General features: G+C 63.5%; 18 protein-coding genes and 3 tRNA genes. 17 read left to right on the forward strand and 4 right to left on the reverse strand.

Annotated features, from left to right (window positions below; genetic code table 11):
• Positions 1-7 precede the first annotated feature (7 nt).
• The 10 genes from A3AC_RS0117415 to nagZ all read left to right on the forward strand — a co-directional run bounded on the left by A3AC_RS0117415 (position 8) and on the right by nagZ (position 10,331).
• Positions 8-1,516 (forward strand): DegQ family serine endoprotease, encoded by a 1,509-nt coding sequence (locus tag A3AC_RS0117415; protein WP_025600431.1) that lies wholly within the window; start codon positions 8-10, stop codon positions 1,514-1,516.
• The gene (locus tag A3AC_RS0117420) at positions 1,513-1,788 is read left to right on the forward strand and encodes a glutaredoxin family protein (protein WP_025600432.1); all 276 of its coding nucleotides are present in this window, start codon (positions 1,513-1,515) and stop codon (positions 1,786-1,788) included. The genes A3AC_RS0117415 and A3AC_RS0117420 overlap by 4 nt, the downstream gene beginning before the upstream one ends.
• Before the next feature lie 212 nt (positions 1,789-2,000).
• Entirely contained in the window at positions 2,001-3,794 is a 1,794-nt protein-coding gene (lepA, locus tag A3AC_RS0117425) for a translation elongation factor 4 (RefSeq protein ID WP_025600433.1), read from the forward strand.
• A gap of 18 nt (positions 3,795-3,812) precedes the next feature.
• Complete coding sequence (gene lepB, locus A3AC_RS0117430) at positions 3,813-4,706, forward strand: signal peptidase I (protein WP_025600434.1); 894 nt, start codon at positions 3,813-3,815, stop codon at positions 4,704-4,706.
• A gap of 210 nt (positions 4,707-4,916) precedes the next feature.
• Positions 4,917-6,134, forward strand: coding sequence for a ribonuclease III (gene rnc, locus A3AC_RS0117435; protein WP_025600435.1), 1,218 nt, complete (start codon positions 4,917-4,919; stop codon positions 6,132-6,134).
• A 54-nt stretch (positions 6,135-6,188) separates the two neighbouring features.
• Entirely contained in the window at positions 6,189-7,088 is a 900-nt protein-coding gene (gene era / locus A3AC_RS0117440) for a GTPase Era (RefSeq protein WP_025600437.1), read from the forward strand.
• On the forward strand, positions 7,075-7,995 hold the full coding sequence (gene recO, locus A3AC_RS0117445; protein WP_025600438.1) for a DNA repair protein RecO: 921 nt from the start codon (positions 7,075-7,077) through the stop codon (positions 7,993-7,995). Before era ends, recO begins: the two co-directional genes overlap by 14 nt.
• On the forward strand, positions 7,992-8,756 hold the full coding sequence (pdxJ, locus tag A3AC_RS0117450) for a pyridoxine 5'-phosphate synthase (protein WP_025600439.1): 765 nt from the start codon (positions 7,992-7,994) through the stop codon (positions 8,754-8,756). Before recO ends, pdxJ begins: the two co-directional genes overlap by 4 nt.
• Positions 8,757-8,782: 26 nt before the next feature.
• Positions 8,783-9,238: a holo-ACP synthase gene (gene acpS, locus A3AC_RS0117455; protein ID WP_025600441.1), complete on the forward strand. Its 456-nt coding sequence runs from the start codon at positions 8,783-8,785 to the stop codon at positions 9,236-9,238.
• 64 nt (positions 9,239-9,302) lie between these two features.
• On the forward strand, positions 9,303-10,331 hold the full coding sequence (gene nagZ / locus A3AC_RS0117460; protein ID WP_025600443.1) for a beta-N-acetylhexosaminidase: 1,029 nt from the start codon (positions 9,303-9,305) through the stop codon (positions 10,329-10,331).
• An 81-nt stretch (positions 10,332-10,412) separates the two neighbouring features.
• Here nagZ and A3AC_RS0117465 read toward each other — a convergent pair whose 3' ends face one another.
• The 4 genes from A3AC_RS0117465 to earP all read right to left on the reverse strand — a co-directional run bounded on the left by A3AC_RS0117465 (position 10,413) and on the right by earP (position 14,747).
• Positions 10,413-11,795 carry a sigma-54-dependent transcriptional regulator gene (locus tag A3AC_RS0117465; RefSeq protein ID WP_025600444.1) on the reverse strand — a complete coding sequence of 461 codons (1,383 nt, stop codon included), beginning with the start codon at positions 11,793-11,795 and terminating at the stop codon, positions 10,413-10,415.
• Positions 11,796-12,129: 334 nt separating this feature from the next.
• The gene (locus A3AC_RS0117470) at positions 12,130-12,336 is read right to left on the reverse strand and encodes a CsbD family protein (protein WP_025600446.1); all 207 of its coding nucleotides are present in this window, start codon (positions 12,334-12,336) and stop codon (positions 12,130-12,132) included.
• Positions 12,337-12,596: 260 nt separating this feature from the next.
• Positions 12,597-13,154: an elongation factor P gene (efp, locus tag A3AC_RS0117475; RefSeq protein WP_013589144.1), complete on the reverse strand. Its 558-nt coding sequence runs from the start codon at positions 13,152-13,154 to the stop codon at positions 12,597-12,599.
• A gap of 390 nt (positions 13,155-13,544) precedes the next feature.
• Positions 13,545-14,747, reverse strand: a complete 1,203-nt coding sequence (gene earP, locus A3AC_RS0117480) for an elongation factor P maturation arginine rhamnosyltransferase EarP (RefSeq protein WP_025600448.1) — start codon at positions 14,745-14,747, stop codon at positions 13,545-13,547.
• Between the two features lie 149 nt (positions 14,748-14,896).
• On the opposite strand from earP, the gene uvrC reads away from it, so the two are divergent.
• The 7 genes from uvrC to A3AC_RS0117515 all read left to right on the forward strand — a co-directional run bounded on the left by uvrC (position 14,897) and on the right by A3AC_RS0117515 (position 20,110).
• Complete coding sequence (uvrC, locus tag A3AC_RS0117485; protein WP_025600450.1) at positions 14,897-17,104, forward strand: excinuclease ABC subunit UvrC; 2,208 nt, start codon at positions 14,897-14,899, stop codon at positions 17,102-17,104.
• A 165-nt stretch (positions 17,105-17,269) separates the two neighbouring features.
• Positions 17,270-17,863, forward strand: a complete 594-nt coding sequence (gene pgsA / locus A3AC_RS0117490; RefSeq protein ID WP_025600452.1) for a CDP-diacylglycerol--glycerol-3-phosphate 3-phosphatidyltransferase — start codon at positions 17,270-17,272, stop codon at positions 17,861-17,863.
• Positions 17,864-18,122: 259 nt separating this feature from the next.
• A tRNA-Gly gene (locus A3AC_RS0117495) sits at positions 18,123-18,198 on the forward strand.
• A 76-nt stretch (positions 18,199-18,274) separates the two neighbouring features.
• Positions 18,275-18,350, forward strand: a tRNA-Gly gene (locus A3AC_RS0117500).
• Between the two features lie 98 nt (positions 18,351-18,448).
• Positions 18,449-18,522: transfer RNA gene (locus A3AC_RS0117505), tRNA-Cys, on the forward strand.
• Positions 18,523-18,682: 160 nt separating this feature from the next.
• Entirely contained in the window at positions 18,683-19,441 is a 759-nt protein-coding gene (locus A3AC_RS0117510) for a TraB/GumN family protein (RefSeq protein ID WP_025600453.1), read from the forward strand.
• A gap of 144 nt (positions 19,442-19,585) precedes the next feature.
• A complete protein-coding gene (locus A3AC_RS0117515; protein WP_025600454.1) occupies positions 19,586-20,110 on the forward strand; it encodes a GNAT family N-acetyltransferase in 525 nt (174 codons plus the stop codon).
• Positions 20,111-20,125 lie beyond the last annotated feature (15 nt).

Raw genomic sequence — 20,125 nt, forward strand, 5'->3', positions numbered from 1 at the left:
CTACACTATGACGACTTTCTCGCTGCGCAAATTCTTCGCGGCTGCGGTGGTGGTGGCATGTTTGCCGTTTGCACCGCACACGGCGTCGGCGGCCTCCGCAGCCAACCTGCCTGACTTTACCGACCTCGTCGACAAGGTCGGTCCGGCGGTCGTCAACATTCGCACGACCGCCCGCGTGACCAGCAGCGGCCCGCGCGGCGCACTGCCCCCCGGCATGGACGACGGCGACATGTCCGAGTTCTTCCGGCGCTTTTTCGGTATTCCGATGCCGCAATCGCCGCAGTCGCCCGGCGTGCCGCGCGGCGGCAACAACGGTGGCAGCGGCGGCAGCCAGGACTCGCCGGACAACAACGACCTCGAGCAGAACAGCGGCGTCGGCTCGGGCTTCATCCTGTCGGCCGACGGCTATGTGATGACCAACGCGCACGTCATCGACGACGCGGACACCATTTACGTCACGCTGACCGACAAGCGCGAATTCAAGGCAAAGCTCATCGGCGTGGACGATCGGACCGACGTCGCGGTCGTGAAGATCAGTGCCGCCAATCTGCCGACTATCACCATCGGCGACTCGAACAAGGTTCGCGTGGGCGAGTGGGTCGTCGCAATCGGTTCGCCGTTCGGCCTCGAGAACACGGTGACAGCCGGCATTGTCAGCGCCAAGGGGCGCGACACCGGCGACTATCTGCCGTTCATCCAGACCGACGTGGCCGTCAATCCGGGCAATTCGGGCGGGCCGCTCATCAACATGCAGGGCGAGGTGATCGGCATCAACTCGCAAATCTACAGCCGCACCGGCGGTTTTATGGGCATTTCCTTCGCGATTCCGATCGATGAGGCGATGCGCGTGGCCGACCAGCTGAAGGCGTCCGGCAAGGTGGTGCGCGGCCGGATCGCCGTGGCGATTGGCGAAGTGACGAAAGACGTTGCCGATTCGCTCGGCCTGCCGAAGGTGCAGGGCGCGCTCGTCAGCAGCGTCGAGCCGGGTGGCCCGGCGGACAAGGCGGGCGTGCAGCCAGGCGACATCATCCTGAAGTTCAACGGCCATTCGGTCGATACGGCGACAGACCTGCCGCGCATGGTCGGCGACACGAAGCCGGGCACGAAGGCGACCATCACCGTCTGGCGCAAGGGCCAAACCCGCGACCTGCCTGTCACGATCGCCGAGATGCAGCCGGACAAGACTTCAAAAGCCGACCAGAAGAAGCCGCAGCCGCCGAAGCAGCGTGCCACGAACGCGCTGGGCCTTGCCGTCAGCGATATTCCCGCCGATCAGTTGCGCGCGCTGAAACTGCGCAATGGCGTGCAGATCGACGCTGTGGACGGCCCCGCAGCACGTGTCGGGTTGCAGAAGGGCGACATCGTCCTGCGTGTGGGCGATACGGACATTACGAGCGCCAAGCAGTTCGACGAAGTGACTTCGCATCTGGACTCGCAGAAGATGGTCGCGCTGCTGGTCCGCCGCGGCGAGAACACGCAGTTCGTGCCGATTCGCCCGCGCAGCGTGCAGAAATGACGAAACTGGCGCCGCTCACGCTCTACGGGCGCGCGTGGTGCCATCTGTGCGACGACATGCGCGCCGCGCTCGAGCCCTTGCTGGCCGAGTTCGACGCGCAGGTGCAAGTGATCGACGTGGATAGCGATCCCTTGCTCGAAGCGCGCTACAACGAACGAGTACCGGTTCTGTTGTGCGACGGTGTCGAACTCTGTCACTACCATCTTCACGAATCCCGCGTGCGCGGTGCACTCGCGGCCCGCGCCGCCGATGCTAAAGCGGCAGCGTCCTGAAACCGGTCAGGCTGTGCGTAAGGCAATGCACGCGCTTTGCAGATGTGCTCCTGGCTCGAGCCGGGCGTCATTTGCCGGGCGCCACGCCGTCCGAACCTCGCAAGATGCGCCGGGCGTCGGCCTTTTCGGCTAAAATAGATAAGTTTTTCACCTACTTACAAGGCGTGCTCCGCTATTGTCCGAGCGCGCCTTTTTTGCTTGATCGGCACTGAATGGATCATATTCGTAACTTCTCGATCATTGCGCACATCGACCATGGCAAGTCGACGCTCGCCGATCGCATCATCCAGCTTTGCGGCGGTCTGTCTGACCGCGAGATGGAAGCTCAGGTGCTCGACTCAATGGATCTCGAGCGCGAGCGCGGCATCACCATCAAGGCACAAACCGCGGCGCTGACCTATCGCGCGCGCGACGGCAAGGTCTACAACCTCAACATGATCGACACGCCGGGCCACGTCGACTTCTCGTACGAAGTCAGCCGCTCGCTGTCCGCATGCGAAGGCGCGCTGCTCGTTGTGGACGCGAGCCAGGGCGTGGAAGCGCAAACGGTCGCCAACTGCTACACGGCAATCGAACTTGGCGTCGACGTCATTCCGGTGCTCAACAAGATCGACTTGCCGGCCGCGAATCCGGAAAACGCAATTGCCGAGATCGAAGACGTGATCGGCATTGACGCGACGGACGCCACGCATTGCAGCGCGAAGACCGGTCTGGGCGTCGAAGACGTGCTCGAGGCTTTGATCGCGAAAGTGCCGCCGCCCAAGGGCGACCCGGACGCGCCGCTGCAGGCGCTGATCATCGACTCTTGGTTCGACAACTATGTCGGCGTCGTCATGCTGGTGCGTATCGTCAACGGTACGCTGCGTCCGAAAGACAAGATCCGCCTGATGGCCACCGGTGCGCAGTATCCGGTCGAACACGTTGGCGTATTCACACCCAAGTCGAAGAATCTGGAAGCGTTGTCGGCCGGGCAGGTGGGCTTCATTATCGCCGGCATCAAGGAGTTGGCCGCGGCCAAAGTGGGCGATACCGTGACGCTCGTGAATCGTCCGGCTGAAGAGCCGCTGCCGGGCTTCAAGGAAGTGAAGCCGCAGGTGTTCGCGGGCCTTTATCCGGTCGAGGCGAACCAGTACGACGCGCTGCGCGACTCGCTCGAAAAGCTGAAGCTCAACGACGCGTCGCTGCAATATGAGCCGGAAGTTTCGCAAGCGCTGGGCTTTGGTTTCCGCTGCGGCTTCCTCGGTCTGCTGCACATGGAGATCGTGCAGGAACGTCTCGAACGTGAGTTCGACATGGACCTGATCACCACGGCGCCGACCGTGGTGTACGAAGTCGTGCAACGCGACGGCACGGTCCTGATGGTCGAGAACCCGGCCAAAATGCCGGAGCCGTCGAAGATCGAAGAAGTGCGCGAGCCGATCGTCACGGTGAATCTGTACATGCCGCAAGACTATGTCGGCCCGGTGATCACGCTGTGCACGCAAAAGCGCGGCACGCAGATCAACATGCAGTATCACGGCCGCCAGGTGCAGCTCACGTATGAGATTCCGATGGGCGAAGTCGTGCTCGACTTCTTCGACCGTCTGAAGTCCATTTCGCGCGGCTATGCGTCGATGGACTACGAGTTCAAGGAATATCGCGCGTCAGACGTCGTGAAGGTCGACATGCTGATCAACGGCGACAAGGTCGACGCACTGTCGGTCATCGTGCACCGTTCGCAAAGCCAGTATCGCGGCCGCGAAGTGGCGGCAAAAATGCGTGAACTGATTCCGCGTCAAATGTACGACGTCGCGGTTCAGGCCACCATCGGCTCGAACATCATCGCGCGTGAAAACATTAAAGCGTTGCGTAAGAACGTGCTGGCAAAATGCTACGGCGGCGACATTACACGTAAAAAGAAGCTGCTGGAAAAGCAGAAGGCAGGCAAGAAGCGAATGAAGCAGGTGGGGTCCGTCGAGATTCCGCAAGAGGCTTTCCTCGCCATCCTGCGTGTCGAAGACAAATAAGACGAACAACGGAACCCTATGAATTTTGCGCTGATTCTTTTTGTGCTCGTTATTTTGACGGGCGTCGCATGGGTCGCAGACAAACTGGTTTTCATGCCGCAACGGCGGCGCGCGGCAGAAGCCGCAGTCGCGGAGTTCGACCGGCAGCAGGAACGCGTAGGCGAGCGTTTCGCCGACGAGAACGCCGCGCAAACGCGCGCGCGTCTGCGTGACGACAAGCTGCGCCAACCGTGGTGGCTAGAATATTCGGCGAGCTTTTTCCCCGTGATTCTGGTGGTGTTCGTGGTGCGCTCGTTTGTCGTCGAGCCGTTCAAGATTCCGTCGGGCTCGATGGTGCCCACGCTGCTGGTGGGCGATTTCATCCTCGTCAATAAATTCGATTACGGCATCCGCCTGCCGATCGTCAACACGAAAATCACTGAAGGCCGTCCGCTTCAGCGCGGCGACGTGGTGGTGTTCCGCTATCCGAAAGACGAGTCCGTTGACTACATCAAGCGGGTGATCGGCTTGCCGGGCGACATCGTTGCCTATCAGGACAAGCAACTGACGATCAACGGCAAGCCGGTGCCTGAAACGCCGCTGCCGGACTATCTCGACGAAGAACGTCTCGGCTACGCGAAGCAGTTCGAAGAGAATCTCGAGGGCCGCAAGAACGCGATTCTGAACAATCCCGCGGTGCCGCCGTTTATCGTAGGCGCCGAAGATTATCCATATCGCGATAACTGCACCTACAACGCACGCGGTGTTATCTGCAAGGTGCCGCCGGGCAATTACTTCATGATGGGCGACAACCGCGATAACAGCGCGGACAGCCGCTATTGGGGCTTTGCGCCGGATAAAAATATTGTCGGCCGCGCGTTTTTTATCTGGATGAACTTCAGCAATCTTAAGCGCATTGGTTCGTTCCAGTGAGCTGCGTCTGAACGGCATCACCCGTCGCAAGCAGGGCTGCCTTGTGATCGATCGCTACTAGTCGCAATCAGCGATCGCCAGCGCGACCTTCAGAGCGGCGGCGTGTTATCACGCCACTTTAAGAAACTCCGGTAACGTCGCTTCACCACGCTTTTTCCGCTGGCCGTACCGCGTTTTCGCCCGGTACGGCGCCCGCGTTATACTCTGCCCATGCCCTCATCTCCGTTGGAAAGCCGTCTGCGCTACGAATTTCGCAATGCGGAATTGCTGCGCCAGGCTTTAACGCACCGCAGTCATAGCTCCACGCACAACGAACGGCTCGAATTTCTCGGCGACTCCGTTCTGAATTGCGCGGTGGCTGCGCTTTTGTTCCAACGTTTCGGCAAGCTGGACGAAGGCGATCTGTCGCGCGTGCGTGCGAACCTGGTCAAGCAGCAGTCGCTGTACGAAATTGCTCAGGCCCTGAATATTTCCGAAGGACTTCGCCTTGGCGAGGGCGAGTTGCGCAGTGGTGGCTTTCGTCGGCCGTCCATCCTCGCGGATACGCTCGAAGCCGTATTGGGCGCCGTTTTCCTCGACGGCGGCTTTGAGGCTGCGCAGACCGTCATCAAGCGCCTTTACGTGCCGATTCTCGATCATATCGACCCGCGCACGCTCGGCAAGGACGCGAAGACGCTTCTGCAGGAATATCTCCAAGGGCACAAGATCGCTCTGCCGACTTATACCGTCGTGGCTACGCATGGCGCGGCGCACAATCAGCAATTCGAAGTCGAATGCACGGTCCCCAAGCTGGACGTGAAGGTGTCCGGCTCTGGCGCGAGCCGCCGCGCGGCAGAGCAGGCAGCCGCAAAAAAGGCGCTCGACGAAGTGATGGCCGCCGCACCGGCGGTCGTTTCCAGGTCGAAGCGATCAAAGGGCGCCCGCGCGGCGAAAAAGGCCGAGGCGGAGGTCGTGCCGGGCGTAACGGGCGTACAGGCAGCGTTGGATCTGCGCAGCAGCCCCGAGCGCAAGAACGAACGCGCCGCGGCGCGGGGCGACGCCACGCGAGTGGCGCCGGGCGCCGAGCCGTTGGGCGAACGCACGGTGCTGGCAGTGGCGAGCGCCGCTGCGCCGCTCGCCGTGATTCGCGCCGCGCACGTCGAGTACAGCGCGCCTGAGCGAGCGGAACGTGCGGATAAGGCCGAGAAGTCCGAAAGGGCAGACAAAGCCGATAAGACGGACAAAGCCGCGGACCAGAAGGTCATAGAAGCAAAAACCGCCGACCCCCGAACCGCCGAACCCGCCGCCCGCGTCACCGACAAACCGCATCGCACGCGCGAGGCACCGGCCAGCGCCGCTTCGCCCGCAACGAGCGCTGCGGCGCCCACCGAACACGAACCCGGCGTGGCCGACGCGGTACAAACGCGCGTCGCCGACGCGGGCCATTGATTGCCGTCGGCGCGCCAACATCGGGCGTCGATCCGAACCTGCCGTAGCCCGAATATGAACGCTCCCACTCCCACTGGTTTTCGCTGCGGCATGGTCGCAATCGTCGGCCGTCCGAACGTCGGCAAATCCACGCTAATGAACGCGCTGGTCGGCCAGAAAGTCAGCATTACCTCGCGCAAGGCGCAGACCACGCGCCATCGCATCACCGGCATTCACACGCTTGAAGATGCCCAATACATCTTCGTCGACACGCCCGGCTTCCAGACCAGGCACAGCAGCGCGCTGAACCGTTCGCTGAACCGTGCTGTGACGTCCACGCTCACCGCCGTGGATGCGATCCTGTTCGTGATCGAAGCCGGCCGTTTCGGCCCGGACGATCAGAAGGTGCTCGACCTGATTCCGCCGTCGGTGCCCGCGCTGCTCATCGCGAACAAACTTGATCGCGTGTCGGACAAAGACTCGCTGTATCCGTTCATGCAGCAGATGAGCGCGCTGCGTCCCTTCAGCGAAATCGTGCCGCTGTCGGCGAAGAACCCGGACGACATCAAACGTCTGATGGCGACCGTCAAGCCTTACCTGCCGGAAGGCGCGCCGATCTACGGCGAGGACGATCTCACCGATCGCAGCGAACGCTTTCTCGCCGCCGAGATTCTGCGTGAAAAGGTTTTCCGCTGGACCGGCGACGAACTGCCGTACACGAGCACCGTGCTGATCGACAAGTTCGAGACAGAAGGGCGTCTGCGCCGAATCTTCGCGACGATCCTTGTGGAACGCGACACGCACAAGGCCATGATCATCGGGCAGAAGGGCGCCAAGCTTAAGCAGATCAGCAGCGAGGCGCGCCTTGACATGGAGAAGCTGTTCGACGGCCCGGTGTATCTCGAAACCTTCATCAAGGTGAAGAGCGGTTGGGCCGACAACGAAGCGGGACTTCGTGCGTATGGGTACGAATGACGCGTGGGTCACGCTGAATTCCAACACCGACCCGGACGATTCCGAGCCGGCCGAGCCGTCGCGCGAGCGCTCCACCCGGGCCGCTCGCGGTAGCCGCAAATCCTCCACCAAAAATACCTCTGACGCCACTGCCGGCGAAGAGCCGCGCAAGGCGCCGGCGCGCAAGTCGTCGCGCGGTTCCGGTTCGGCGTCCGAATACCGGATCGCGGAGCAGCCGGCGTTCGTTCTGCACAGCTATCCGTACCGCGAGACCAGTCTGATCATCGACGTGCTGTCGCGGGATCACGGCCGCCTCGCGCTCGTCGCGAAGGGCGCAAAGCGCCCGCACTCCGCGTTGCGCGGCGTGTTGCAGACGTTCCAGCCGCTCGCGCTGTCGTGGTCGGGCAAGTCGGAGGTGCGCACGCTGACCGGCGCGGAATGGGTCGGCGGCATGTTGCCTTTGACGGGCGACGCGCTCCTGTGCGGCTTCTACGTGAACGAACTGCTCGTCAAGTTCTGTGCGCGCGAAGACCCGCATCCGCAACTGTTCCATCACTACGTGGTCACCATGACGCGCCTCGCGCACGATGAGCCACCGGTCCAGGTGCTGCGCTCGTTCGAGCGCGTGCTGTTGCGCGAGACCGGTTACGCGATGTCGCTGGATCGCACGGTAACGCGCAAGCCGGTCGAAGCCGGCAGCCGCTACGTGTTCGACCCGGAGCGCGGCGTGCGCGAAGCCTCCGACGACTTGCCGGCGCAATGGCCAGTGGTTGCGGGTCAAACCTTGCTCGATATGGAACAGGACGATTACCATCGAGCGCAGACCGTGGCGCAAAGCAAAACGCTGATGCGCTTTCTGCTCAACACCTACCTTGGCGGCACGCCGCTCGCGACGCGCCAGATTCTGATCGACTTGCAGAACTTATGAGCTTCTTTCTAACGTCGCCGAATGTGATCGATCTCGGCGTGAATATCGACCACGTCGCCACGCTGCGCAACGCGCGCGGCACGTCATACCCCGACCCGATCCGCGCCGCGCTGATGGCAGAGGAGGCGGGCGCCGACGCGATCACGCTGCATCTGCGCGAAGACCGCCGCCATATCGTGGACGCGGACGTGCGCGCGCTGCGTCCGCTGCTGAAGACGCGGATGAATCTGGAATGCGCGGTCACACAGGAAATGCTCGACATCGCGTGCGAGGTGCAGCCGCACGACGTTTGTCTGGTGCCGGAAAAGCGCCAGGAATTGACGACCGAAGGCGGTCTTGACGTGGCCGGCCAGTTCGAGGCCGTGCGCGCCGCGTGCCGTCAGCTTGCGGACGCGAACTCGCGCGTGTCGCTTTTCATCGATCCCGACGAGACGCAGATTCGCGCCGCGCACGAAGCCGGCGCGCCGGTAATCGAGCTGCATACCGGACGCTACGCCGAAGCGCACGATCCCGCGGAACAGCAGCGCGAGTACGAGCGCGTCGTCCGCGCGGTCGAGTTCGGCGCGACGCTCGGCATCAAGGTCAATGCCGGCCACGGTTTGCATTACACGAACGTCCAGCAGATCGCGGCGATTGACGGCATTGTCGAGCTGAACATCGGTCATGCGATCGTCGCGCACGCGATCTTCGCCGGCTGGGACAACGCGGTGCGCGAGATGAAGGCGATCATGGTCGCCGCGCGTCTCGGCGCACGCGCCTGATGCCGCCCGACGAGCCGCTCACGCATATGGCGATCTACGGCATCGGTACAGACGTCGTGCAGGTGAGCCGCGTCGCTGCGGTCATGCAGCGCACCAACGGCCGCTTTGCCGAGAAGGTGCTCGGGCCGGACGAACTGCGCGTCTATCACGCGCGCAACGCGCGTTCGGCGGCGCGCGGCCTCGCCTTTCTCGCCACGCGCTTCTCGGCGAAGGAAGCGTTCTCGAAGGCAATCGGTCTCGGCATGCACTGGCCGATGACATGGCGCGCGCTGCAAACGCTCAACAAGCCGAGCGGCGAGCCGATGGTCGTCGCCTCGGGCGAACTCGCCGAATGGCTCGAGGCGCGCGGCATTACGGCGCGCGTCACGATCAGCGACGAGCGCGATTACGCGGTGTCGTTCGTGATCGCCGAATGCGCACGGGCTCAGGAGCCTGAGGGCACCAGCCCGTCATTTTCCGCCAGTCCTGCCGATAAAAAATAATCGGAACCGCGGCCCGCGCGGCCGCGTCTTTCCTTGCTCCACGCATTCTTCAAAGCGGAATTCGATGAAAACCATTCCCGGACCGGTGATGCTCGACGTGGTCGGCAAAACGCTGAACGACGACGACAGGCGCCGCCTTGCCCACCCGATGACCGGCGGCGTGATCCTGTTCGCGCGCCACTACGAGAGCCGCGCGCAACTCATCGCGCTGACCGATTCGATTCGCGCGATTCGCGAGGATCTGCTGATCGCTGTCGATCACGAAGGCGGACGCGTGCAGCGCTTCCGGACCGACGGCTTCACGGTGCTTCCCGCGATGGGCAAGCTCGGCGCGCTGTGGGACAGCGACGTGCTGCACGCCACCAAGGTCACGACGGCGGTCGGCTATATCCTCGCCTCGGAGCTGCGCGCGTGCGGTATCGACATGAGCTTCACGCCTGTGCTCGATCTGAATTACGGGCAGTCGCAGGTGATCGGCGATCGCGCGTTTCATAGCGACCCGCGCGTGGTGACGCTGCTCGCGAAAAGCCTCAACCACGGTCTCGCGCTTGCGGGCATGAGTAACTGCGGCAAGCATTTCCCTGGGCACGGTTTCGCGCACGCCGACTCGCACGTCGCGATGCCCGTCGACGATCGCTCGCTCGACCAGATCCTGCGCGACGATGTCGCGCCGTATGACTGGCTTGGCTTGTCGCTCGGCTCGGTGATCCCGGCGCATGTGGTCTACCCTCAAGTCGACTCGAAGCCGGCGGGTTTCTCTCGCGTGTGGTTGCAGGACATCCTGCGCGGCAAGCTGCGCTTCGAAGGCGCGATTTTCAGCGACGACCTTTCAATGGAAGCCGCGCGCCAGGGCGGCACGCTGACCGAGGGCGCAACGGCGGCGCTGCAAGCCGGCTGCGACATGGTGCTGATCTGTAATCAGCCGGAACAGGCGGAACAGGTGCTTGATGAATTGCGCTTTACGCCGTCGAAGGAATCGCAGCAGCGGATCGAACGGATGCGCCCGCGCGGCAAGGCGCTGAAGTGGAGCAAGCTGGTCGCGCAGCCGCAGTATCTGCAAGCGCAGGCGTTGCTGCGCAGTACCTTCGCCTGAGCGGCGGGCAGCAGCCAGAAAAACGGCGTCTCCAGGTGAGACGCCGTTTTCCATTCGATGCGCGCTGGCGGTTCGCGCCCGTCAGTTGAGCCGCATGCGCTGCAGCTTGTTGTAAAGCGTTTTGGGACTGATGCCGAGCAGCGATGCCGCGCGATGGCGCGTGCCGCCGACCGCATCGAGCGTGGCCCGAATCAGCATTTCTTCGACATCCGCGAGCGGCGTGCCGACCGTGACCTGCACGCGGCTGCCGTTCAGATCGCGGCCATTGACGGAGCCCGCTTCGTCCGCGCGCAGCGACTCGAGCACGTCACCGGACGCGTGATAGGCGCGCCGCACGCGGTCCTGCAGTTCACGCACGTTGCCAGGCCATTCGTAGCTCAGGCATTCGCGCAGGAAATTCGGCCCGATCTGTTTCGCGACCTCGGAGACGCCGCGCGCGGCAGCGTCGTGATTCAGTTCGTCGACGATGGCCTGCGCCAACAGCGCCGGATCCTCGCCGCGCTCGCGCAACGGCGGCAAGGTCACGGCCGCGGCTTCAAGGCGCAGCGCGAGGTCCTGGTGCAGGCTGCCGTCGGCGACCGCGGCGCGCGGCACCTTGCGCGTCGACGCGATCAGGCGGAAATCGGTCACTACCTGGCTCGTGCCGCCCACGCGCATAAACGTCTGCGAATCGAGCGCGCGCAGCAGCGCCTCCTGCTGCGCACGTGGTAACTCCGCGATTTCGTCGATGAAAAGCGTGCCGCCGCTCGCCTGCTCGAACAGGCCCGGCTCGCGCTGCTCCGCGCCGCTGAAGGCACCGCGCTCGTGGCCGAACAACACGCTGTCCAGGGAACGCAGTGCCACCGCGCCGCCCGCGCTCCGGCAGTCGAGCGTCACGAACGGGCCTTTGCGGCGCCGGCTCATGTCGTGCATCGTGCGGGCCGCGACCTGCTTGCCGGTGCCGGCTTCGCCGGAAATGAGCACGGCGGCTTCTGTGGGCGCGATGTGTTCGATCGTGTCGTACACGTGCTGCATGGGGCCGCTGCGGCCCAGCATCGAGCCGAAACGGCCCAGTTGGCGCAGCGACGCGCGCAGCGTCTGGACCTCTTCGGTCAGCTCGTAGGGCCGCGGAATGCGCGCGAGCAGGCTGCGCAGCCGCGGAATATTGACGGGCTTCAGCAGATAGTCCCAGATGCCGTGCCGCAAACCCTCGATCGCGCTTTCGACGGTCGCGTTGCCGGTCATGACGATGACGGGCAATGCGCCGCCTGGCGGATGCGCGGGCAGATGCTGCAACAGGTCGAGCCCGCTGCCGTCCGGAAGATTCAGGTCGACCAGCACGACGTCGGGAATGAAGCGCGTGAGCGCGGCCCGCGCCTCGGCGAGCGTCGTCGCCGTGTCGACGGAAAAGCCGTCGGCGGCAAGTATGGCGGACAGGCCCGACAGGCTATTGGGATCGTCTTCAACAATCAGGGCGTGTGGCATGGCGAGCGCAACTTTTTAAATGGATGGAATACCCGCTTCTGCGCCCGGAGACTGCGGCGCGCGGCGCGAGCACGATGGCTGGCCGGTACTGTCGGTCGGATGCGCCACCGCGCGCGCGCCGGCAGCCGAGGCGGCGCAATGGCGGCCCTCCAGTCGGCAGGTGCAGGCGAAGCGGGCGGCGAGTCGACTCACGTAGTTCTGGTCCTTTGCTGTAGCAAAGGGGCGGTTCGCGACCCAGCGATTCGCGTCGCGCTGCCCCGGTCCAAATTCACCGGCATCCTCCCGGCCACAATGTGGCGGGCAAGGGCACCGGTACTTACCTTCACTTCTGCTGTCAGAAATCCCGGTTGCTGTCGAAGAAGCGGCGCACTTCGCGCTCTGCGTCTTCGCGGCTCTTGCCATAACGTTCCTGGATCAGGCCCGCGAGACGGTCGGCGCGACCTTCGGCCTTCGTCAATTCGTCGTCGGTCAGTTCGCCCCATGCGGCCTTGGCTTTGCCAAGCAGCTGCTTCCACTTGCCTTCAGCGATGTCGTTGTTCATCTCGACTCTCCGCAGTTAGAAACATAAGGTAAATGCTGACTAGCATGACTTGTGCCAATGCGCTTTGACTCGCTAGATCAAGGGCTTACCTCTGCGCAAGCCGGCAAGAACGAGCGCGGCGGCCGGCAATTTGGAGAAAATTGCCGGTAAAGTTTTCCTCAACGATACCCGGCGGCCCAAAAAAGAAAAAGCGCCCAATGTGGGCGCTTTCCTGATTTTCCCGGCGCGCGCTGCGGCGCGCGGGGAGAAGTGGCCGGCGCTTAGGCGCGGCTACGGTACTCGTGGGTACGCGTGTCGATTTCGATCTTGTCGCCGATGTTGCAGAAGAGCGGCACTTGCAGTTCGAAACCGGTGTTGAGCTTGGCGTTCTTCAACACCTTGCCCGACGACGTGTCGCCCTTGACAGCGGGTTCCGTGTAGATGATTTCGCGGACCAGCGTGGTCGGCAGTTCGACCGAGATGGCCTTGTCGTTGTAGAAGACGACTTCGCAAGCCATGCCGTCTTCGAGGTAGTTCATCGCGTCGCCCATCATTTCGGCTTCGACTTCATACTGGTTGTAGTCGGCGTCCATGAACACGTACATCGGGTCGGCGAAGTACGAATACGTCACTTCCTTGCGCTCGAGCACGACGACGTCGAACTTGTCGTCTGCCTTGTACACGCTTTCCATGCCTGCGCCGGTCAGCAGGTTCTTGAACTTCATTTTGACGACGGCGGAGTTGCGGCCCGATTTGTTGTATTCGGCCTTTTGCACGACCATGGCGTCTGCGCCGATCATCACGACGTTGCCGGTGCGGAGTTCCTGTGCGGTCTTCATAAAAACTGTCCTGTACGAAATAAGTAGCTGTAACTGGTGCTCAACGGCATACGGCGCAAGCGGCTTCGACATTTCATGCACGCCGCGCTGCGCCGGGACGGCCCGGCGAGAAGCGGTGCATGAAGCGTGGTTGGCTTGCCGCGGGATTCGCGAGGGCGCTGCCGACAGAGTTGCCGATGCAGCGCACTCTGCCATTCCCGCAGTCCCCGCAGTCCGTTACCTGTTTTTTACCCGATGCGGGCGTGTACACGAGTGGCGCCGGTCGGCAGCCTGGTCCTGGCGCAGGATTACGCGGTTTGGCGCGGGTTTTTCACGCCGGACAAACCGCAAAGACCAGGATTTTTTGCTGCGATCGGGCCGCGCTTGCGTCGTCGGCCGTTGGATAACCGCTTATTTTAACTGAGTTTTTGTGAACAAGGCCAGATTTCCCGCGAGGTCGCCAACTTGCGCGAGTTCGGCGGCCCATTCGACCGCGCGCCGCTGCAGCGCGGGGGAGTGACGGCACAGTGCCGCCCAGTCGGGCGTGCCGGCGCCGTTCCAGGCATGCCAGAAGCGCGCGAGAGCCGCAGCGCAGTCCTCGGGAAGCGTGCGGGCGTAGTGCGCGAGCGCGGCGTCGAGCTTGGGTAGATGCGCGTCATCGGCTTGCGGGTAGATGTGCCAGACGAAGGGCTTCGCCGCCCACTGCGCGCGCACGAAGGAGTCTTCGCCGCGTACGAAATTGAGGTCGCTGGCCCACAGCAGCGCGTCGTAGTCAGATTGCTCCGTGAACGCGAGGCCGCGCGCGCTGAGGGCGCCGCGCTCCGCATGGGCGCCAGCGCCAAACGAAGGCAGTCCGAAAAAGCGCGCCAAGGCGCCGGAGATGCGGCCCTCCGGTACCAGCAACATGACCGGTTGGACACTGTCGCGCCACTGTTCGAGGAGGCTGTCGACGGCGGGATTCTCGTAGGCGAACAGCGACACGACCGTCGCGCCGGCGGGCGGCGCCTGGCCGACGGTTGTGCGCCACCAGGCGTCGCGCGCGGCCGGCGACGCCTGGAACGCGTCGCGCGCGGCATCCAGACCCCGTTCCTTCAGCACGCCGCCGGTGCCCGGCCCGAGGCCAGGAAAAAAGAATGTCTTGACGAGCGGATAGCGCGGATGCGGCGACGGCCGCAGATGAAAGTCGGCCACCCAGTCTTCGGCGCTCAGGTATTCGAGGTTGATCCACACGGGCGCGCGCTCCCGCTGCGCCATGGCCGCCACGTAAACGGGCGGCAGCTCGCAGGCAAATGCCTCGATCACGACGTCCGCGACCTGCAGCGTGTCGCCCGCATGCGCGGGCGTGTGCCAATGCTCGACGACGATTCCGCCGACCGTCTGCTGCGCGCGATCCAGCGCGAGCGAAGGGCACAGTTTCTGGAACGCATGCAGATCGTCGACGAACACACGCACCTGCCAGCCGTGCTCGCTCGCCAGTTGCCGCGCGAGGCGCCAGCACACGCCGATATCGCCGAAATTGTCGATTACCGCGCAGAAAATGTCGCAGGCTATCGCCGCGCACGGTTCGGCGGGCAGCGCGACGGATAAAGCGGTGAGCGGCGCAGTTGAGGACATCGGCAAGGCTCGGGCGGACGCGGAATGTTCTAAACTGGCGATTCTAAAGCACTCGTACGAAGCCCTCGTCGGATTGTGCCGTGCCGGCGTGCATGCGGCGCGGCCTACGGCGCCAGGCTTCGCGAGACAGTCCACCCAGCCGATCCTGCATGACCGAACCCGAAGCAAGCGTTGAATTCGAGCCGAGGAAAGTGCTCGCCCAATTGCCGCATCTGCCAGGCGTCTATCGCTATTACGATACGCACGGCGCCGTGCTGTATGTCGGAAAGGCGCGCGACCTGAAAAAGCGGGTCTCGAGCTATTTCACCAAGACGCAACTGTCGCCGCGCATCGCGATGATGGTCACGCGCATCGCGCGCATAGAGACGACCGTCACGCGGTCCGAGGCCGAAGCGCTGCTGCTCGAAAACAATCTGATCAAGGCACTCGCGCCGCGTTACAACATTCTGTTTCGCGACGACAAGTCGTATCCGTACCTGAAGCTGACTGGCCACAAGTTCCCACGCATGGCGTATTACCGCGGCGCCGTGGATCGCAGGAACCAGTACTTCGGGCCGTTTCCGAGCGCGTGGGCCGTGCGCGAGAGCATTCAGATCCTGCAGCGCGTATTCCAGTTGCGCACCTGCGAGGATTCGGTGTTCAACAACCGCACCCGGCCGTGTCTGCTGCATCAGATCGGGCGCTGCACGGCGCCTTGCGTCGGCAACATCAGCGAAGAGGACTATGCGCGCGACGTCGCGAACGCGTCGCGCTTTCTGCTTGGCCGCCAGGGCGAAGTGATGAAGGAGCTCGAGCAGAAGATGCATGCGTTCGCGAGCGAGCTGAAGTTCGAGCAGGCGGCGGCGGTGCGCAATCAGATGAGCTCGCTATCGACGGTGCTGCATCAGCAGGCGATCGAAGTGGGCAGCGACAGCGACGTCGATATTCTCGCGGTGGTCGCGCTCGGCGGCCGCGTCTGCGTGAATCTTGCGATGGTGCGCGGCGGGCGGCATCTCGGCGACAAGGCGTATTTCCCCGCGCATGTGGAAAGCGCGCTGACCGCGGAAGAGGGCGGGCTTGAAGACGGCGAAGGTGACGATCTGCTCGCTGACATTGCGTCGGATGGGGCTTCGCCGGTCGTCCAGGAGGCGGCCGACGACGCGGACAACGGGGCGACCGACGACGCAGACAACTATGCAAAGTCGCCTGATGCCGATGCGCTCGCCATCGCACAGGAGCTGCCGCCCGAAGAAGACGACATGAGCGATACGGATGCGGATTCGGCTGCCGGCGAAGAACCGGCGAAAGGGCGCAAACGCCGCACGCCGGCCGGCATCGAATCAGAAGTGCTCGAGGCATTCATCGCGCAGCATTACCTCGGCAACCGCGTGCCACCGGTGCTCGTGGTCAGCCATGCGCCGGCCACGCGCGAGCTCGTCGACGTACTGATCGAGCAGGCCGGCCACAAGGTCACCGTGCTGCGTCAGCCGCAAGGTCAACGGCGCGCGTGGTTAGCAATGGCCGAGCAGAACGCGCGGCTCGCGCTCGCACGCCTGCTCTCGGAACAAGGCTCGCAGCAGGCCCGCACGCGTGCGCTCACCGACACCCTCGGCATGGAGTGCGACGACCTGGCGCACGTGCGGATCGAATGCTTCGACATCAGTCACACGATGGGCGAGGCGACGCAGGCTTCGTGCGTCGTGTATCACCATCACAAGATGCAGTCGTCGGAATATCGCCGCTACAACATCACCGGCATCACGCCCGGCGACGACTACGCGGCGATGCGTCAGGTCCTCACGCGCCGCTACGAGAAGATGGTGGCGCAAGCCGCCGCGAACGCCGCAGACGAAGCCGCTGAACTGCAAAGCGACGCGGCCGCGGATCCGTCCTTGACGCCGGAGGCCGCGGAGCCGGTGGCGTCGGGCGGCGTGTTGCCGACCATCGTGCTGATCGACGGCGGCAAGGGCCAGGTCGAAATCGCGCGGCAGGTGTTCACCGAGCTTGGACTCGACACCGGCATGCTGGTCGGAGTCGCGAAGGGCGAGGGGCGCAAGGTCGGCCTGGAAACCCTGATTTTCGCCGACGGCCGCGCGCCGCTCGAACTCGGCAAGGAGAGCGCCGCGCTGATGCTGGTCGCGCAGATCCGCGACGAGGCGCACCGCTTCGCCATCACTGGCATGCGCGCGAAGCGCGGCAAGACGCGCCAGACCTCGCGGCTGGAGGAACTCGAGGGCGTGGGCGCAAAACGGCGCCAGCGGTTGCTGGCGCGCTTCGGCGGGCTGCGCGGCGTGGTCGCGGCAAGCGTCGAAGACCTCGCGAGCGTTGAAGGCATTTCGCAGGCGCTCGCCGAGCAGATCTACCGGCAATTGCACTGACCGCAGACGAACGCTCGAGAAGGCGCTCACCCGAAAGGCGGGCGTGCGCGTCGCCAAAGAGGTTCGCATGCGGCGCGCGCGCCTCGCTCGCGGCGCCGCTTTGCTTGTGGCAGGCACTGTGACACGGCACAATTGCATCTCTCCTGTCAGACGTTGCGCCTGCCCATGCCGTTCAATTTCCCGATTTTCCTGACCTGGCTGCGGATCGTTCTGATTCCGCTCGTCGTCGGCGTGTTCTATCTGCCGGATATGATGATGAGCCCCGCGCACCGCAATCTCGCGGCGGCGACCATCTTCGTGCTGGCCGCGCTGACGGACTGGTTCGACGGCTATCTGGCTCGCAAGTGGAATCAGACTTCGGCGTTCGGCGCGTTTCTCGACCCGGTCGCAGACAAGCTGATGGTGACGGCCGCGTTGCTCGTGCTGGTGCAGCTCGCGCGCATCGACTCGGCGATCGCGCTCGTGATCGTCGGACGCGAGATCGCCATTTCGGCGTTGCGGGAATGGATGGCGCAGATCGGAGCGTCGAAGAGCGTCGCCGTGAATTCGCTCGGCAAATTCAAGACCGCTTGCCAGATGGTGGCGATTCCGATGCTGCTGTTCAACGGCCCTTTGTCGTTCGGCGGCGGCGTGGCGATCGACACGCGCACCTGGGGTCTGTGGCTCATTTATCTTGCGGCATTCCTGACCATCTGGTCGATGCTCTATTACATGAAGCTCGCGTGGCCGCAAATTCGCGAGCGCGGCGGCGCCGTGTGAACGGGCGCGCTCACCTGCGTGGCGGCTCCAATGTCGGCGTGCATGCCGGTGAGAGGCAGTGAAAGACGCTAAAGGGCGGTGACTTCGTGAGCGAAATCTGTTCAGTTAAAGAGATGGGCAAAAGGGGTTGACACGTTTCAGTCGTTTCTCCATAATCTCGTTTCTCCGATGCACGCAGTTCAAAACGTCGGATGCAGTAAGAGCAAGAAGGCGGCGGTAAGGTCTTTAAGCAACATAAAGCAACACCAAGCAGTACTACGCGGGAGTAGCTCAGTTGGTAGAGCGCAACCTTGCCAAGGTTGAGGTCGCGAGTTCGAGCCTCGTCTCCCGCTCCAGAATTTTGAAGCAGCGCGTTGTTCAGTAGAGTGGTTTAGCAAAGTTAAAGTGCAAGGCGTTGCGAAGCAGTGCAATGCGGGAGTAGCTCAGTTGGTAGAGCGCAACCTTGCCAAGGTTGAGGTCGCGAGTTCGAGCCTCGTCTCCCGCTCCATACATCAGGGGAAGCAACGCTTCCCTTTTTGTTTGGTGGACTGACGGTTGTCCACGAGACAAATCAGCGAATCTGCAGCTAGATTCCCATCCGCTTGCGGCGCGATAGCAAAGCGGTTATGCAGCGGCCTGCAAAGCCGTTTAGGCCGGTTCGACTCCGGCTCGCGCCTCCAGTAGTTGAAGTGCAGAAAAGCCCCGACCTGTCGGGGCTTTTCTTTTTGCGCGTTCGCAATCGGTACCAATGGAGACAGCGTGCGACGCGCATTGCCACACGCGCGCCCCGCAAACGACATGGCGCACAATGGCGTCTTTGCTCCTCGCTACCGAACGCGCATGTATCTACACATCCCCGGCACGAATGTGCGCCTGCTTGGCTCCATGCATCTCTTTCCCGCGGCGAGCCGCAGAACGCCGCCCTGGATCGAGGAAGCCTATGACTGGGCCGAAACGCTGGTATTCGAATCGGATCCGCCGACAATCCTGCCTTTCCTGAAAGCGGATGGACAGAGCGCCGCGCAACACCTGCAACCGCTTCTTTCCGTCGACGCCTGGACGCGTCTGCAAGCCGCGTGGCCTGGCGACGGCCCGTTGGCTCCGCTCGCCGAGCTTCGTCCGTGGGCCACGCTGATCGTTGCGCCGACGCTGTTCCAGCAACTCGTCGACGGCGTCGAGCCGCGCATGCTGCGCTGGGCGATGGCGCACGGCAAGCCCTATGAATATCTGGAGACGGCGAGTGAAATCGCTGACGCACTCGAAACCATTCCGCTCGACGTCGTTGCCACTGTGCTCGCCGCGCTGATGACCGACCTTGGCGAGCCGCAGCGCACGCTCGAGCGCATGCATGCGGCGTGGCTCGAAGGCGACCTGTCGGCCGTGCATCGCATCGCCGTCGAATCGCCGATGTTCACGTTGCCCGGGATCCGGCGCGCGATTCTCGATACCCGCAACCGCCTTTGGGCGCAGCGCGTGAGCAAGCTGTTCGCGCGGCCTGAACGAACGCTGGTGGTGATCGGCGCGTTGCATCTATGCGGGCCGGGCAATCTTGTCGAGTGTCTGGCGCGCCCTGTGCGGCCGGTGGTTGGGAGCGAGTAGCGGCATGATTCGCGTGTCTCGAACAAACGCAATCACGTTCCGGATGCCGCCGCGCGCGGCATAATTGCGTGGTTGCCGTTGCCCGTCCTGTTGTGTGCGCTAACACCCCTTAAAGCGCGTCTCTTTCTCTCAAAACATCTTCTCATGACTGAACCGCAGCAAACCGCCGCAGCCAGGCTCGCGGCACTCGAATGGCGTTGGAAGGCGTTCGACAATCTGACGAGCGCCGAGGTCTACGCGATGCTGGCCGCGCGTAGCGCTGTCTTCGTGATCGAGCAGAACTGCCTGTATGGCGATATAGACGGTCTGGATCTCGACGCGTGGCATCTCCTCGCGTTCGGCTCATCCCCGGCGGCAAATTCGCAAGCAACAACAGGCACGGCGCGAGCGCCGCTCGCCGGCTATCTGCGCGTGCTGCTGCCCGACGCCGGCGACGCCGACATCCGCATCGGCCGCGTGCTGACTACCGCGGCGTTTCGCGGCATCGGTCTTGGCAATGCGATGCTGGAGCGCGCCGTCGCGCAAATTCGCAAGCAATGGCCCGGCACGCCGATTCGCCTGCATGCTCAGGCGCACCTGCAACGTTTCTACGGCGCGTTTGGTTTCGAGCCGGTGTCCGAGATTCACGAGGAAGACGGCATTCCACATGTCTGGATGCGTTCGGCCTGAGGGCTATTGACCTGA

The sequence above is a fragment of the Burkholderia sp. WSM2230 genome, from assembly GCF_000472445.1.
In the GTDB taxonomy this organism is placed as follows: Bacteria; Pseudomonadota; Gammaproteobacteria; order Burkholderiales; family Burkholderiaceae; genus Paraburkholderia.